This window comes from Cyclobacterium sediminis (assembly GCF_054781075.1).
This window is the reverse complement of the sequence record NZ_BAAGVC010000007.1, coordinates 144477-160724: the sequence shown is the minus strand read 5'-3', so window position 1 is coordinate 160724 and position 16248 is coordinate 144477. Positions and strand designations below refer to the sequence as shown.

Genomic DNA, 16248 nt, shown 5'->3' with positions numbered 1-16248 from the left:
ATTAGTATATAAAATATCTGATTTTTCCCGAGAAACTTCTCCCGGGTTTTTGTAAGCTAAAATTATCGTAGAGGACTTTATCGAATAGGTTTCTGCACTCGGCTACCAACTGTAGCTTGCCTTTGGACCCTGTGGTATAAGTGGCACTTAAATCGTGGGAAAGTTGCATTGGAACATCGAACTTCTCAGCTCCTAAGCTTGGCCAGTACAGGTAAAAAGCATGCACATAAAGCAAATTATAGCCCAAGGCCAAGTCATTTCCTTTCCCTAACGCATTGGATAGGAGAACATTGATATCTGCATTGCCAAAGAGGTATGGCATATTGGGAACACGGTCTCGGTACACCAAGCTTGGTACCGTCTGGCCCTCTTCATATTTTGTATTGTTCCTTAGATTTTGATAAGTAATATTGGTGCCTGCATTGATCAAGTTGCTATAGCTGTACCTTACTTCGCCCTCCACACCCAGATTGGTCACATTGTAGAGGTTATCCATTACCTGCATGCTTTGGTTATTATTTAACCTTGGCCGGATAAAATCATGGGCATCTCTATAGAATCCATTGGCAGAAAAATCAAGCCGGTGATCCGCATGCAACTGCTTCCAAATACTCAAACCTAAATTGTAATTGTAGCTGTTTTCCGGCTTCAAGTCTAAATTTCCCTGAAGATTTACCATATCGCCAAACAGCTCTTCAGGTTCCGGCAAACGATAGCTTTTTTCAAAGGAAGCCTTGAGCTGAAAATTGCCGGTTAGGAAATATGAGCCGGTGACACCATAACCCGGATAGGTAAAGGTTTCTTTGTTGTTCCGGTAGGCTACATCCCCATAATTACCTGTAGGATTATAAGCCATGGCAAAATAGTTGCTTTGCTTGTATATTTTAGAGAAAGCCGAAATACTGCCCTTTTCTTCCCAGTTTAGTTGATAACTTAGGCCCGTTATGTTTTTAGAGGTCTTTCTTGGTTGCTCATAAATGTCTTTTTCAGGGTACAATTCATCACTGCCTGTCCGGTTAAAACTATTGAGCACATGGCTAACTGCTATGGTATGCAGGTCTCCAAATTGGTAATGTGCATTGGCAGTGAAAACAGCATTATTGTTTTTGAACTTATACATGGAATAGGAGCGTTCGCCGCCTTCGGTCTCGTATTCTTTATATTGCTGAAACCAATTGTAGCGCCTATTGACGGTATCTATGTTCTGTTCCGTTCCGAAATTATAATTGGCATTTATATTTACATCCAAGCCTTTGGTAAACAGGTCGCCCTTATTGTATTTGAGGGTAGGCATCAGAATGGTTCCTTTTCTATGCCAATCCCCAAAAACCGATACTAATCTGGCCCCGGTCTGAATTTCAGCGTAATTTTTACCGGCTGTTAAGCCGAGCATCAACTTGTCTGCATAGGTTTTTCCTTGTACACCCACTTGGGTAATCACGGTCTCATTGTGATAATTGTCATGAAACCTTCGTACACGTTGGTTGGGGTAATATTTCCCGGTTTCTATATCAGCTACATCCACATTCACCCAGTAATTATTGTCTGAGTAATTTTGAAAGGCATTGACCTGCACAGTAAAACCTGATTTGTCCACAAAGGCGGTGTTGATAACTGTCCGGTGGGTATTGAAAGAACCAAAAGAGTAAGAGGCATCTACATAGTTTTTACTAACTTTCTTAGTAACAATATTTACAGCACCTCCCAATGCATCTGCCCCCAAACCTATCGGAACCACACCCTTATATACTTCGATACGTTCTGCTAGATTGATGGGAATATTGTTCAGCTGAAAGGAAGAGCCGAAATCATCCATGGGAATCCCATCAATAAAAAACTTCACTTGTTTTCCTGAAAATCCATTCAAGGAAAAATTCATTCTGGAGCCTACACCTCCACTTTCTCGAACCCTAACTCCTGAAACCCTGTCCAAGGCATGGCCCAGATCCAGATTGGTATGGTGAAGCTTCCTTGCATCCACCACCTCTACATTAAATGCCTTTTCCCTGATTTCGCTAAGTTCTGACTTACCTAGTAGGGTAAACTCCTGAAGATCTGTGGCTGCTTCAGTTAATTGAATGGTAAGGTTCTTGGTTCTTTGGTCTTTTGAAATGATTTGTTGTTTGGATGCATAACCCAAAAAAGAAAAAGTCAAGGTATAGTCCTTGTTGGGAGGCAATTGTAGTCGGAATTTTCCGTCAGCTTCCGTAACCAGGCCTTTTTTTAATTCCAAAACCTGAACCAAAACACCCGGAATTGGCTGACCCTCTTGGTCCGTTACAGTGCCTTTTATTTGATCGGCTTCTTGTGAATAACCGATCTGGGTTAAAAAAAGACACAAAAATATTTGTGACAATATTTTATTATATTGCATTGCTTTTTAATTGGAGAATTAGGAAGTAGTTTACCTGAAACCTTGCAGTTGCCGCTGCAAGGTTTCTTTTTAATCACTATTGTTATTTAGATTAATTTTAAATTAAAACAAATCTAAGGCTAGTCCACTAAGTTGCCAAATGATTTGGGGATTAATTTTCATTTTTTTTTACAAAAATTGAAATTTGAAAAGACCATGGTTCTGACTGTTAATAGCATCAAACAATTAGAGCAGTCCTACATTGATTATCAAGCTATTAATCAGGATTTATCTAGGAATAAAACAGGATATATTAAAGCATTTTGACTAAATACAAACCAAAAATTACGCACTATTTCATAGGTTAATTGAATACCATCAAACTTTTGTCATAGGTTTATTGGTTGGGCTTCGGGTTATGGCATTTCATTCTTTCACGGGCTTGTTTTTATTTTTCCTTCCCCACCAAATCAAGAAACCGGTAATAGGTAATGAGGCAATAATTGCACTTAGAAAAAAGGCTAAAATTTTGCCGGGAAGACCGGCAATAGCACCTACATGAAGGTCGTAATTTATGCGCATTACCTTATCCCCAATGGAAGCCTCATCAAATCGGTTATATATATGATCTACCGGTAATTCTTCCAGTGTATTTTGGTCAAAATAGCGGTAATCCATTTTCCAATAAGTAGATGCATCCGGATTTGCATTGGCAGCTATGGCAGCGTGTTCAAATTCAGGAGGGTGAACTTCTATCCATTCAGCCTTGGGGTACATTTCTCGCATTTTCAACCAGACCGCATCCAATGGCGGAACATTTTCCTGATACGTGACCGTTGAATCTGAAAGTGGCGTATAGTATTCCACATAATCTTCCCCTCCGGAACTTACAAAAAATACTGCATCACGAAACCAAACAAAACCCCAGACTAGCCCGGTAATCGCAAATATGGCGGCAAAGGCCATTACATAAAATCCCAGCACTTGGTGCAGGTCATAGTTTTTCCTCCTCCATCTTGCCTTCCATTTTATTTTTAGGCTTTTGCTTAAATTTTTCTTTTTCCTGGGCCACCATAATATAAGGCCTGAAATAACCATCATAAGAAATACCAGGGTAAAAGAGGCTACTAGCGGTTGTCCTATTTCAGGAGGGAGCCAAAGGTAAAAATGTCCGTCCAATACAATTCTGAAAAAATCAGCGTAAACATCTTTTATTTTCAATACTTCCCCGGAGTAGGGGTTCACATAAACGAAATAATAATAATTTTCTTCATAACTATAGTAAATGGCCTGTGTTGCCCGGTCAGGGCTGGGGTACAGCACTGCGTGCAGGTGTTTGCCCGGAAATGCCTGGTCTGCTTTTTCCCAAATGCTGGTGGGTGGAAGGACAGGAGCATTTTCCGGCTCCACAAACCGGTAGGGTTGGGTCATGTCTTGAATCTCTTCCTGAAAAGCATAGATACAACCTGTAACAGCCACTATAAACACCACGAGCCCGGAACTAAGTCCGAGCCAGAGATGTATTTTTCCTATAATTTTTTTTAACTTCATTAAAACCTATAGTTTAAACTCAAGGAAACATTTCTTGGGTTTTGAGGGGTTACCGTAGACCAGCCTGTATAATATTTTTGATCTGTAAGGTTATTCACTTTTAAAGCTACGAAATATTGGGGGCCGGTATAGTTAATTGCAGCATTGAAAACTTGATAAGCCGGCAAAGCAAAGGAACCAATATTTGCCCTGTTAATGGTCAGGTATTCGCTAGCAGCGTTGCCACCAAAACCAAGACCAAATCCTTTTAAATCACCTGATTGAAAAGCATAACTTGCCCAAAAGTTGATAAGTTGCTCAGGACCGGCCTCTTCAGGCCTTAGCCCCAAATACCCACTTTCCGCATAATCTTGTGTTACCTCTGCATCGTTTTTACTATAACCTGCCACAAGATCAAGGCCTTCCACAGGACTTGCAATTACACTTAATTCAACCCCTTGACTCCTCACTTGACCACCTTGAATAGAGTTATTGACATTATTAGGATCTGTCATTAATCGATTTTTAACATCGATATGATAATAACTGGCCGTTGCAGCCACCTTGTCTTTGTAGAGCTTGGTTTTTACGCCGAACTCGATCTGGTTGGCATTTTCCGGAGAAAAGGTTTTTAACCTTTGGTTGCTTCCGTCTGCATCCGCAACAGACCTGGGCGCCACATTCACAAAACCATTCATATAATTAGCAAAAACAGAGACTTTATCCTCCAAAGGTTGGTAAACGATACCAAACTTGGGTGATAGGGCAGTTTGGGATTCGGCTCCTTCTGCTGACCAATTACCTGATTCACTTTTGAAGTTATCCACGCGAATACTTGCCATTACCGAAAGAGAGGGGTGCAGCTCGGCCACATCCGAAACATAAGCGCTCATGATACGGGTGTTTCCTGTGCTATTCCCTTCAAAGGAATTTTTTAGCAAATCATCCACTCCTGCCTGGGTCAGTACTCCGGTATCATTTCCATCCGAAAGGGTAACAACACCATTACCAACCCAACCCGTACTTCCATTGATCAATGAAGAATGATAATAATCCAATCCGATAACTAGATTATTCTGAACTGATCCAATATCAAGGTTACCAATAAAGTTTTGCTGAATGTCCGTAGTCAAGGTTTGACCATTACGATCTGAAATATATCTGGTAAAACTGTCACCATCACTATTGTCAAACAAATAATGATAATAACCATCCGTCTTTGTTGAACTTCGAGAAACGACAGTCTGGGAGGTCCAGTCATTTGTAATTGCATAAAGTGCTTGGGCCTGCAATCCATAGGAAGTATTGTTCATTCCTAATTCATTACCGGTAAAAGATCGATCATAGTTTTTATCAAAAAGGTCTATCTCTGAAAAGGTAATGGGGTTAGACCTGTTTAAAAACAACATAGGAGCGTTTACAGATTGGGTCTTTAAAAATTCCGTGGTGATCAAAAAGGAAAGCTTTTCAGAAGCTTTGAATTTAAAAGAAGGGGCAATGAAAAAAGATTCTCCGCCACCGGCATCCTGAAAGGTGTTGCTATTTTGATAAGCCATATTGACCCTAACAGCAGACAACTCATTAAGCGGGGTATTGACATCAGCCGTAAGCCTATTTAAGCCATAACTACCGGTAACCCAAGATAATTCTCCTTTAAAACTATCCATGGGTCGCTTAGTGGTAATATTTATTAGCCCACCATATGAGATAACCGAACTCCCAAACAAAGTACCTGAAGGACCTTTGATTACATCTACTCGTTCTATATTGGCCGGGTCAAGACCTCCATTATTGAGACTTGGCATACCATTGACCATGGTGGGTTGCACAGAAAATCCACGCATAGAATAATATTCAGCTCCATCTCCTCCCCGACCGGTTGATTGCCAAAGTCGGGACACACCGGTAGCGTTTTTAAGGGCATCATTCATATTGGTAACTACCTGTTCCTTCAGCAGCCGCGAAGAAATGGAATTGTAAACCTGCGGGTTTTGAAGGTCTGTTAAAGGCAATTTTGCAACGGTAAAAACACTGTCAGCATACAAACGGTTGGTTCCGATATCCGTAACGATAACCTCTGCCAGATCAGATGCTGATTCCTGAAGAGAAAACTTCATGGCCAATCTTTCACCCGCCGCCAATTGAATCGTTTGTTCTTGTCTCTCTGCTCCTATAAAAGAGGCGAATACAGTGTATTCACCAGGGCTGATATTACCGATTTCAAACCCGCCGTTCCTTTCGGTGATGGTTCCCTTTGCCAAACCTACAATGCCAACATTAACATATTCAAGAGCTTGTCCGTCTGAAGTAGTGACTACCCCATAAATGCTCGCCTTTTGACCAAAGGCTATATTGGACACAAATAATATTAATCCTATCGTTAGTAAAATGTTATGTTTCATGAGTTAAATATTTTCACAAACCTACTAACTGTAATGATTCTAAACAAGGTTATATGGAATTAATCTAAATAAAAGGGATTGAATCATCATACAAGAAAAAAGAGAAATCAAGCACAAATGTTCGCTTTTATTTTTAGTCTATAGGTAGGGGCTAACCCCAAGAGAACAATTAAATTTAAACAGCTAGGTAACAATAAGTTTTAAAAGAAATACTAACCAAATTTATAACTGCGAACAGAAATAAGCATAAAATAAAAATTCTGCTCTACAAACAGGGCAAAGTCATTTAAATCAAGGTTTTATGTCCATTTTAATCTGGAAATCCATGCTTTTATGTTTTCAAATACATTTTTCATTAACCTAAAAACAATTAACAAGCAATAAATTCAGTTGTATAGTATTTTTTGCTTTTCAAAACTATTTATATGCTTTGTTAATTATAATAGTTAAAAAGTTGGTTTTTTATTAGTAATTAAAATTTTACAGAAGTACATTTCGGAAACAAAGCAATTAAGTTTACGATTTAGTATTCAATTTGTCATGAATAATTCGAAAAAATATTGGATCAACGCCTTTGTAATAGCCTTGCTAATTTCGGCTGTCTCTTGCGTTTCGGCTGATCTGGAAGAGGACATGACAGTTGTTGATAGAGGAGTTTCTTCAGAGGAAATTTCGGGAATGATGGGCTTAATGGAAGAAGTGGATTTGATGATAATGTCTACTTTGCAACAAGACCTAAGCCAGCAACGACTCTTGCCTTTGATAAATGAGATGACTTGTCCGGGTACAGTGATTTCTAGAGATGATAAAAAAGGAGAAATACGATTAGATTTTGGTTCTGGTTGTATTAGCGATGGAGGTTTAGAGAAACAAGGTTCATTAACGGTCAAATACACAGCTAACTTTTTAAGTAAGGGAAGTCTTCTTGAAATTATTTTTGAAGACTTTTCAGTGGATGGATACAAGTTACAAGGCACAAAAAACATAGAAAACTTAGGCTATGATGCAAAAGAGAGGAAATTAAAATTTTCTTCTTCCATAAAGGATTTTAAAATAGTAGATAGAAAAGCCCAGACTTTTACTATAAATCAGAACTATTTCAGAGAGCTGGAGTTGTCACCTGAAAAAGACGGTTTCAGAATTTATCTAAAAGGCAGTGGTTCATTAGAAGCTGAAAATTACAGCATAACCACTTTTGAAATAGTTCAACCATTAAAATATGTGCAGGAATGCATTGAGTCTGGATCGTTTAATCCAATAGAAGGAAGTTTACAAATCAGCAGTAAAGCTGATAAAACCACCATACTGAACTTTGAGTCCAGTGGATGTGGCTCAATATAGTTGTTTACTTACTTTTAGTATTTTATTTTGTTGTGAGGAAGATTGATTGTAGATAGTTGGTTATTTTTTAATGTAGGGTTTGTCCGGAGTCTCAAAACTTGGTAGTAACTGAGACTCCGGCATTTTTTCCTTATTTTTTTTCTACATTTTTTAATTCAATATTTCCTTCGGGAAAGAAATGATGCACATCTCGTTGAGGAAAGGGAACTTCAATATTGTTCTCTTCTAAAGACTCTTTAATATTTTCCATATTGTCCCAAAAAACAGGCCATAGGTCACCGGCATCTGACCAACATCTCACAGATAAATCCAAAGAGTTGTCTCCAAAATTAGTAAAATAAACTGCAGGAGCAGGATCTGCATGTATTCTTTCATCCTTCTTTAAGGTATCAAGAATAATTTTTCTTGTCAACTTTAAATCTGTACCATATGCTACTCCAACGGCCATCTCCACTCTTCTCGTAGGCTTTTCGGAAAAATTAGTTATGTTATTGTTCGCTAAATTACCATTAGGAACTGTAACAACTTTATTATCAAATTGCCTGATGGTGGTATAGAGAATGTCAATTTTTTCTACTGAACCAAGTGTCCCTTGTGCCTCTACCGTATCACCTATTTTAAAGGGTTTGAATACTAAAATTAGAACCCCACCTGCAAAATTAGCCAAGGAACCTTGAAGTGCTAAACCAACAGCCAAACCTGCCGCACCAAGTATTGCAACAAATGCAGTGACCTCAACGCCCAAGGTGGCAAGAACCGCCAAAATCAGCAACACATAAAGCAAGCCCCTTACAAAGCTTTTCAAAAAACTGGTTAAGGATGCATCTAAATTCGATTTATTAAAAACTTTTGTCAATGCCTTCATCGCCAAACCAATTACCCATTTACCCACCAGGTAAACAATTACAGCAATTAATATACTTTTTAAAGCCAGCAGAACGAGTGGTGTTGCACTTTGGGTTATCCCTTCCAAAGAATTGGTATCAAATTCCATAATTTAAATGATTTTTAAAGATTTTATTAAAATTTCAAAATAATAATCTCAAACCCAGCAAATAACTTGCCATCTAAAGGCCCAATGCCATGAAATCTTATAATGATCTATCCCGGAGGCCTTTAATATATCCTCCCAATCCTCTTTTGTAAATGACCTCAGTACTGAAACAGGCGCATCGTTTTTTACCATTTCTGATTTGGAAAAAAAGTGAGTAAGCCACTTAATGGAATAATAAGCCAAAAAATGTCGGTGTAAATCGTTAATTACAAACCCCAACTTGGTTTGCCTTTTAAGGTTTCTAAGAATTTCCACCAACTCATCAGAAGTAAAATGATGGGTAAATAAAGTACAGGTTTGAATGTCTACCGGATCCTTTAAAAATTCCGGATCAAAAACGTTGGCTTCAACAAAATCAATGGCCAAATTTTCTTGCTCCACCCTTTCTCTGGCAAATGCAATGATATTGGGATTGGCATCTACTCCCAAAATATTTAAACTTATCCTATTTTTTATTGCCCATTTTTTAATGTGGATGGCCATGTCTCCACCCCCACAACCCAGATCTGCAAGGGTAAATGAATCATTTTTTGAGGAATTCATTAGTAGTTTAAGCCCTGAAGTAGTTACCTCATTGCCTCCCAAAAGTTTATTGATTGTCCTTAATTCTTTCAGCGTTTGGGCTACCATCCAACCACTACAGTCAAGGTCATCCATCAATTCTTTCTCTTCACTTCTTTGCAAGAATTTACTCATGATTTACTTATTAATAAGCTTTCCAAGGTCAAGCCGGGTCCAAACCCCATTGCCAATACCTTGCCATGAATAGTGGGATCCCTTAAAATCGCTTCAAGGACAAACAATATCGTGACAGAAGACATATTCCCAAAGTCCTTTAAAACTTGGTGGGAATGTTTGTTTTGACGCTCTTCTATACCAAAAGCAGCCTCTACCTTATTCAATATTTGCTTTCCGCCGGGGTGGATGGCAAAATGTTTAATGCCTGATAAACCAAATTTTTTCTCCATACCTTCCGAAAACTGTTTGATCCCTTTCTCTAATAGTCCGGGAATGTATTTACTCAGCTTCATCTGAAATCCAAAGTTGCCGATGGCCCATGCCATATCGTCCGCACCATCAGGAATAATATTGGATCCGTAATCTTCTATCTGTAAGCCTTGTTCACTTTGCTCTATTAATACAGCTGCTGCCCCATCTCCAAAAAGTGCATTGGCAAGAATATTGTCTTCATTGTATTCTTTCTGGAAATGGATGGTACACAATTCCACACTCAAGACCAAAACTTTGGCCGAAGGCTCACTTTTACAGATTCTGTCTGCCATTTTTATCCCATTAAAAGCGGCATAACAGCCCATAAAATGAATGGCATACCGCTCTACATTACTAGCAAAGCCCATGCTATCAATTATATCCATTTCTACCCCGGGAGCATACATTCCGGTACAGGAAATCAAGATTAAATGTGTGATTTGTTTTGGTTCAAGCTTGCTTTTCTCTAGGCATTTTTCAATCGCCTCCTTTGCCAATTGAGGGGCCACCTGCCTAAATACCTCCATCCGGCAATCCGTTGTGGGAAATGGTTCCAAAAGTTTATTTTTTGGAAAAAACCGAAAATCCTCGGCACTACTAAACCTAAAATCCTCTAAGGCACTGTATCGTTGAGCTATGCCTGATTTTCGGTATACATAGGCCAATTTTCTGCTTTCTTGAGCGTCCAGGTCATGTGCTTTTTGCATAAAACTACAAATCAATTCTTGTTGGATGGGTTTGCCGGGACTCGAAAGCCCAATGCTCTTTATTTGGCTCTTCATTGATTTTAGTTTAGCTTTAGTTTAATGTACATTTCAAGTTAAGTAAAAACCAATGACAAAGCGAATTGTTACCGCGCAATACCATTATGTTTAAAAAGTCCAGTTGGGAACACCTTCGAATTCCATTTTCTTATTACCTCATGCCTGTATTTTGGTTTGGGCTTTCTTTTACAACACATGCATCAATTTACAACATCATTGCCGTAGGCGTTATTCTCCATTTGTTTCTTTACCCTTCCAGCAATGGCTACAATAGTTATTATGACAAAGATGAAAAAAGTATCGGGGGACTTAAAAACCCTAAAAAGGTAACCATTGGCCTGTATTACCTTTCCCTTACCTTCTTTGGATTGTCATTAATAGGCGCTCTATTTATCAATATGGCTTTTTTTCTGATGGTGCTCCTTTATGGATTGGTTTCCATGGCTTACAGCCATCCTTCTGTACGTTTAAAAAAATACCCTTATTTAAGTTGGCTTACTGCCGGCATTTTTCAGGGGGCCTATACTTTTCTAATGTGCCTGATTGGCTTTGAAGCTAGCGGACTAGATTTACTCCTGAAAACGGACTTATTATTTCCTGCGCTATTTACTACTTTATTGTTATTGGGCTCTTATCCTCTTACCCAAGTATACCAACATGAAGAAGACCTTAAAAGAGGAGACATCACTTTAAGTTTAAAATTAGGGAAAATTGGAACATTTTATTTTGCATCCATCTGGTTTATAGTGGCAGGGATGGCCTTCCTTTGGTATTTTATGAGCATTGATCATGGCTGGGCGATCCCTTGGTTTATTGGCGCTACCTTACCTTTGGTAGTTTATTTCTTGTATTGGTTCAGTCTAGTTCAGAAAGACCAAAACTTATATACCAATCATACCATGGCAATGGGGATGAATAAGGTCTCATCCACCTGCTTAAACTTTTTCTTTATTTATTATTTTTTTGCCCAATAAGTGATCCCATTTGTTAAATAAAAGGTTAAAACTTCTTATCAACATTACAATAAGCCTTATTATTTCTATTAATGGTCTAGTCAAAAAAAGATATTCATTATATTGCTGCAAAATAAAAATCAACCTATGTCCAAAAATAGTGTCATGAAGGGATTTTGTGCCCTTATATTTGCAATGTTCCTACTGGGAGCTTGTACCAGTAGACCCGGAGAACCAAAAGTACTCGTTTTTTCAAAAACCAATGGATTTTACCATGAATCCATACCGGATGGAAATCAAGCAATTATTGATTTAGGAAAACAAAACGGCATTGTGGTAGACACCACTACCAATGCGAAGATGTTTACCGAAGAAATTTTAAAGGAATACAGTTCTGTAATTTTCCTCAATACCACAGGCGATGTCCTTAATAATGCCCAGCAGGCGGAATTTGAACGGTACATCCAAGCAGGTGGTGGTTTTGTAGGCGTACATTCCGCTGCAGATACTGAATACAGCTGGGATTGGTATGGTAAAATGGTAGGCGGCTATTTTACAGATCATCCCGGAATCAACGACCCTCATCCCAATGTGCAGGAGGGAGAGCTAACAATTATTGACAAAAACAATAACACCACTTCTTTTCTTCCTGAAACATGGACGAGAACAGATGAGTGGTACAGCTACAAAAATTTCAATCCGGATGTGAACGTTTTGATCTCTTTGGATGAAGACAGTTACCAAGGAGGAGCAGATATGGGCGATCACCCTATCGCCTGGTACCAGGAATATGATGGTGGTCGGGCATTTTACACCGGAGGAGGCCATACCCGAGGATCTTATAAGGAAGAACTCTTTTTAAAGCACCTTTTGGAGGGAATTAAGTATGCCATTGGGGAGAATAAAAAATTAAATTATGCCAATGCTACCAGCAAACCTGTTCCCGATGCGGACCGTTTTGAGAAAGTAAACTTGGTAATGGGCCAGTTCAAAGAACCTACCGAAATGGCTATTTTACCAAATTTAGATATTTTGGTTTCCCAAAGAAGGGGAGAAGTTTTGCTTTACAAAAATGGCAGCAATGAAGCTAATAAGGTTGCCCACTTAGATGTATATTGGAAAACGGATGTACCTAAGGTCAATGCAGAAGAAGGGCTAATGGGTATCCAGGTTGATCCTGACTTTGAAAATAATCATTGGATATATGTTTTTTATAGTCCAACAGAAGAATCGGTAAACCGACTTTCAAGGTTTAAGTTTGAGAATGATACCTGGGACATGGATTCTGAACAAGTAATCCTACAGTTTTATTCTCAGCGAGGTATTTGCTGCCACACAGGTGGGTCAATTGCATTTGACGGTAATGGTTTGCTATACGTTTCAGCAGGAGATAATTCCACACCATTTAATCAACCGGATCAAAAATACACCCTACAAGGCTATGGTCCTTTGGATGATAGACCGGGTTTTGAGCAATATGATGCGGCAAGATCTTCAGGAAACTCCAATGATTTGAGAGGAAAGATCCTTAGAATAAAAGTAAATGAAGATGGTTCTTACAGCATTCCTGAAGGGAATCTTTATCCTGAAGGAACAGAAAAAACCAGACCTGAAATATATGTTCAAGGGAATCGAAACCCCTACCGAATTTCAGTTGATAAGAAAACAGGCTTTTTGTACTGGGGTGAAGTAGGTCCTGATGCGCGAGAAGACAAGTTTGGAGAAAGAGGATCCCGAGGATATGATGAAGTTAACCAGGCTAAAGAAGCAGGTTATTTTGGCTGGCCTTTCTTTGTAGGTAACAATTACCCTTACAATGCCTTTAATTTTGATACCGGAGAAACAGGTAAAGAGTTTGACCCCAACAAACCTGTCAATAACTCCAGGAACAATACCGGAATTAAGGAGTTACCTCCTGCTCAGCCCGCATTCATTTATTATCCATATGTAGAATCAGAAGCCTTTCCTGAAGTAGGAACAGGTGGAAGAAATGCCATGGCAGGTCCTGTATATTATTCTGACTTATTCCCTAATGGAGGTGGATTACCGGAATATTATGATGGCAAACTGTTTATCTACGACTGGATTAGGGGTTGGATAAAGGTAGTAACCATGGATGAAAATGGGGATTACCTAAAAATGGAACCTTTTATGGAGGATGTTAGACACAATGCTTTGATTGACATGGAACTGGGACCAAATGGTAAACTCTACCTCCTTGAATATGGAAAAGGCTGGTTCAGTGCAAATGCAGATGCAGCCCTTTCCGTAATCGAATACAATGCAGGTAACCGGACACCGGTTATTGCATCAATTACTGCAGACAAAACCTCCGGTAGTTTACCTTTAGATGTAACCGTTAAGGTTGCAGCAACTGATCCTGAAAATGATGCCTTAAGCTATACTTGGGATTTAGGAAATGGCGAGACAAAAGAGACCACAGCAGCAGAAATATCCTACACTTATGAAAAACAAGGCGATTATGATATTTCAGTAACGGTAAAAGACAGTGAAAACAAGACCGCAAAAAGCAATGTTGTCAATGTTTATGCTGGAAATATTGCTCCTAGCATTAATGTTACTTTCGAAGGAAATGGAAGCTTTTACTTCCCCAACCAAAAAGTAAATTATGAAGTCACAGTCACTGATCCGGACGATCCTACCGTAGGTGAGGACCTTTCATCACTTTACCTCTCTGCCGATTATATCGAAGGTTTTGATAAAGCGGAAGCAGCCTTGGGTCACCAAGTCATGTCTGAAGCCATGGCCGGTAAAAGTTTGATGGAGTCTTTGACATGTAAAAGTTGTCACCAAATTGATGGTAAATCCGTAGGGCCAGGTTATACCGATGTGGCCAAAAAATATGCGGATTCACCGGAAGCGGTAGACAAGTTGATTAACAAAATCATCAAAGGTGGATCAGGTGTCTGGGGAGAAACGATGATGCCGGCCAATCCAACATTGAAAGAAGGAGATGCAAGAAAAATCGTTGCTTTTGTTCTTTCTTTAGATGGCAAGGATGATCAGGAACCTAGCCTTCCTGCAAAGGGTGAACTGGATCCACTTCAGGGTAAAAAACTTGCCAATAATGGAGTGATGTTACTGAATGCAAGTTTTACCGATAAGGGAGGAAACAATATCAAACCACTTAGTACTTCGAAAACAGTTTTCCTTCGCAACAATAGCATCAACTTAGGAGAGCTTGATGCCACCTATGCTTATAATTCTATGGAGATAAATGGTCAACAGATCATCACCTCTCCATTAGGCAAAGGCTATTTTATGCTTCAAAACATTGATCTTACAGGGTTGGAAGGCATAAACTTTACGGTAAGCGCTCAACGGCCTTTGGATTATGGTTACCAGATTGAAGCCCGATCCGGTGGATCAGAAGGAGAAGTTATTGGCCAAATGGTGGTAAGGAAAAGTGGAGAAGATGGCGCAAATACCCAAAAAGTTGTTTTAAAATTTAATGATAATGTAAAAGAAGATTTTCAAGATCTATACATCGTTACAGAAGCTTTGAATGAAAACGAAACAGTAAATATGGCCATTCTATCAATGGAAATGGTCAGCAAATAAATCCTAGTTTCTCTAAAAGGGCCTGTAAATTCAATATTTACAGGCCTTTTTTTGTCTTAATCTTTCGTTTCCTTTTTCAATAACAATTGCTTTATCCCGGAAAACATAAAAGGCAATAAGGGTACACTGTTCCTTATTTTGAATTCCTCCCAAAAATTACTGTCATTGTCGAGGAATGATAGAATTTTCTCCGGCGAATTCTTCCGGAATAAACTTTCAAAAATATACCTACCGGTCACCTTTTTTGAAAGCAAAACATCCAACAAAGTTCTATCATACCAAGCGTATTTTTTACTTTTCCAGCTATCATCCACAACCGGAGGCTTTTGAAATTTCAAACGCTCCACTATCTGGGACACATTCTTTTGCACAAATTGAAAGGTATATCCGGTACTGGCTTTGGTAAAACCTCCGGCAGTTCCAATATTGACAATTCTCTCACTGTTTTTGATTGTTTTTGAGAATTGGGCCAAGGACATCGGAATCACCCCAAATTCTTTGTGCAGAATTTTATAATTTTTGATACCCAACTCACTTGAAATATAGTCTTTAAGGGTAAAATTGTAGGCTTCCTTTTCCAAGGTGCTTTCACTAAAAAGAGTAAACTCAATCAAGGCTTCAGTGGAACTTGTGGGTAATACATACATAAAAGTAACGCCATGCTGCTGTTCCAACCTGAAATCCATTAAAGTCCCAATTTTTTCATCAAAAACAGGAGAGTCCGCCTTGATAAACCAACCCATAAAATGTTGCAATAAGGTGTTTTGGGTGTTCATCTCGGGAAGAAATAAGGTCGTAGAATTAAAAATATACCTTCCCGTATATTGCTTATTTTCTGTTATCAGTATTGACTGGCCATCCTTTTCATTCATGTCTAGAATGGCTTCCCTCTTAAAAGTAACATTTTCAAATGTAGCCGCATATTCCATAACAAGCCGATAAAAATCACCTGCTTGGATCATTTTGTACCTGTATTTTTTTAGCGTAAAAGTCTTGGCTACCTCCGGAGAAAAAAACTGTAAGGTTGCCCATTTATGGCGAACAATGCCCTCAAAGATACTTTCACCTTCTTCCCAATAGCACCAAGTTCTGTCATTGTCCGATTTTTTAACCTTATCAACCACCAAGATGGTTTTCTTTTGTAGGTCCTTATCCAATAACAACCGATACAATAAGCTTAGCCCGGCCAAGCCTGAGCCTGCAATGATATAGTCGTAATCTACTTTCATCAATTATTATTATTTCCCTTAGGTTAATTTCAGGAAAACCCTTTGAATCA

Annotated in this window: 10 protein-coding genes; 3 read left to right on the top strand and 7 right to left on the bottom strand. The window is 38.9% G+C overall.

Annotated elements, in window-relative coordinates; all coding sequences use genetic code 11:
• Position 1: 1 nt before the first annotated feature.
• From ACYVHJ_RS09280 to ACYVHJ_RS09270, 3 genes are all read right to left on the bottom strand, one after another.
• Positions 2 to 2374, bottom strand: a complete 2373-nt coding sequence (locus tag ACYVHJ_RS09280; RefSeq protein ID WP_460514248.1) for a TonB-dependent receptor — start codon at positions 2372 to 2374, stop codon at positions 2 to 4.
• 405 nt (positions 2375 to 2779) lie between these two features.
• A complete protein-coding gene (locus ACYVHJ_RS09275; RefSeq protein WP_460514247.1) occupies positions 2780 to 3904 on the bottom strand; it encodes a PepSY-associated TM helix domain-containing protein in 1125 nt (374 codons plus the stop codon).
• A complete protein-coding gene (locus ACYVHJ_RS09270) occupies positions 3904 to 6285 on the bottom strand; it encodes a TonB-dependent siderophore receptor (RefSeq protein ID WP_460514246.1) in 2382 nt (793 codons plus the stop codon). The genes ACYVHJ_RS09275 and ACYVHJ_RS09270 overlap by 1 nt, the downstream gene beginning before the upstream one ends.
• Before the next feature lie 540 nt (positions 6286 to 6825).
• Between ACYVHJ_RS09270 and ACYVHJ_RS09265 the strand changes: the two genes are divergently transcribed.
• Positions 6826 to 7626 (top strand): hypothetical protein, encoded by an 801-nt coding sequence (locus tag ACYVHJ_RS09265; protein WP_460514245.1) that lies wholly within the window; start codon positions 6826 to 6828, stop codon positions 7624 to 7626.
• A 130-nt stretch (positions 7627 to 7756) separates the two neighbouring features.
• On the opposite strand, the gene ACYVHJ_RS09260 is transcribed toward ACYVHJ_RS09265, so the two are convergent.
• Genes ACYVHJ_RS09260 through ACYVHJ_RS09250 form a run of 3 tightly spaced genes read right to left on the bottom strand, consistent with a single transcriptional unit; the run spans position 7757 to position 10452 of the window.
• A complete protein-coding gene (locus ACYVHJ_RS09260; RefSeq protein WP_460514244.1) occupies positions 7757 to 8620 on the bottom strand; it encodes a mechanosensitive ion channel family protein in 864 nt (287 codons plus the stop codon).
• Positions 8621 to 8668: 48 nt separating this feature from the next.
• Positions 8669 to 9376: a class I SAM-dependent methyltransferase gene (locus tag ACYVHJ_RS09255; protein WP_460514243.1), complete on the bottom strand. Its 708-nt coding sequence runs from the start codon at positions 9374 to 9376 to the stop codon at positions 8669 to 8671.
• On the bottom strand, positions 9373 to 10452 hold the full coding sequence (locus tag ACYVHJ_RS09250) for a type III polyketide synthase (RefSeq protein WP_460514242.1): 1080 nt from the start codon (positions 10450 to 10452) through the stop codon (positions 9373 to 9375). The genes ACYVHJ_RS09255 and ACYVHJ_RS09250 overlap by 4 nt, the downstream gene beginning before the upstream one ends.
• An 86-nt stretch (positions 10453 to 10538) precedes the next feature.
• Here ACYVHJ_RS09250 and ACYVHJ_RS09245 point away from each other — a divergent pair, with 86 nt between their 5' ends.
• Both ACYVHJ_RS09245 and ACYVHJ_RS09240 read left to right on the top strand, forming a co-directional pair.
• A complete protein-coding gene (locus ACYVHJ_RS09245; protein ID WP_460514241.1) occupies positions 10539 to 11408 on the top strand; it encodes a UbiA family prenyltransferase in 870 nt (289 codons plus the stop codon).
• 126 nt (positions 11409 to 11534) lie between these two features.
• On the top strand, positions 11535 to 14969 hold the full coding sequence (locus tag ACYVHJ_RS09240; RefSeq protein ID WP_460514240.1) for a ThuA domain-containing protein: 3435 nt from the start codon (positions 11535 to 11537) through the stop codon (positions 14967 to 14969).
• Positions 14970 to 15025: 56 nt separating this feature from the next.
• Here the strand turns inward: ACYVHJ_RS09240 and ACYVHJ_RS09235 are convergent, their stop codons facing one another.
• Positions 15026 to 16198: a Rossmann-fold NAD(P)-binding domain-containing protein gene (locus tag ACYVHJ_RS09235; RefSeq protein ID WP_460514239.1), complete on the bottom strand. Its 1173-nt coding sequence runs from the start codon at positions 16196 to 16198 to the stop codon at positions 15026 to 15028.
• Positions 16199 to 16248 lie beyond the last annotated feature (50 nt).

What these genes read in the sequence shown, in the direction of transcription:
- ACYVHJ_RS09255 (WP_460514243.1), bottom strand. Translation starts at nt 9,376, where the DNA reads ATGAGTAAATTCTTGCAAAGAAGTGAAGAGAAAGAATTGATGGATGAC.
- ACYVHJ_RS09270 (WP_460514246.1), bottom strand. Translation starts at nt 6,285, where the DNA reads ATGAAACATAACATTTTACTAACGATAGGATTAATATTATTTGTGTCC.
- ACYVHJ_RS09260 (WP_460514244.1), bottom strand. Translation starts at nt 8,620, where the DNA reads ATGGAATTTGATACCAATTCTTTGGAAGGGATAACCCAAAGTGCAACA.
- ACYVHJ_RS09280 (WP_460514248.1), bottom strand. Translation starts at nt 2,374, where the DNA reads ATGCAATATAATAAAATATTGTCACAAATATTTTTGTGTCTTTTTTTA.
- ACYVHJ_RS09265 (WP_460514245.1), top strand. Translation starts at nt 6,826, where the DNA reads ATGAATAATTCGAAAAAATATTGGATCAACGCCTTTGTAATAGCCTTG.
- ACYVHJ_RS09245 (WP_460514241.1), top strand. Translation starts at nt 10,539, where the DNA reads ATGTTTAAAAAGTCCAGTTGGGAACACCTTCGAATTCCATTTTCTTAT.
- ACYVHJ_RS09275 (WP_460514247.1), bottom strand. Translation starts at nt 3,904, where the DNA reads ATGAAGTTAAAAAAAATTATAGGAAAAATACATCTCTGGCTCGGACTT.
- ACYVHJ_RS09250 (WP_460514242.1), bottom strand. Translation starts at nt 10,452, where the DNA reads ATGAAGAGCCAAATAAAGAGCATTGGGCTTTCGAGTCCCGGCAAACCC.
- ACYVHJ_RS09235 (WP_460514239.1), bottom strand. Translation starts at nt 16,198, where the DNA reads ATGAAAGTAGATTACGACTATATCATTGCAGGCTCAGGCTTGGCCGGG.
- ACYVHJ_RS09240 (WP_460514240.1), top strand. Translation starts at nt 11,535, where the DNA reads ATGTCCAAAAATAGTGTCATGAAGGGATTTTGTGCCCTTATATTTGCA.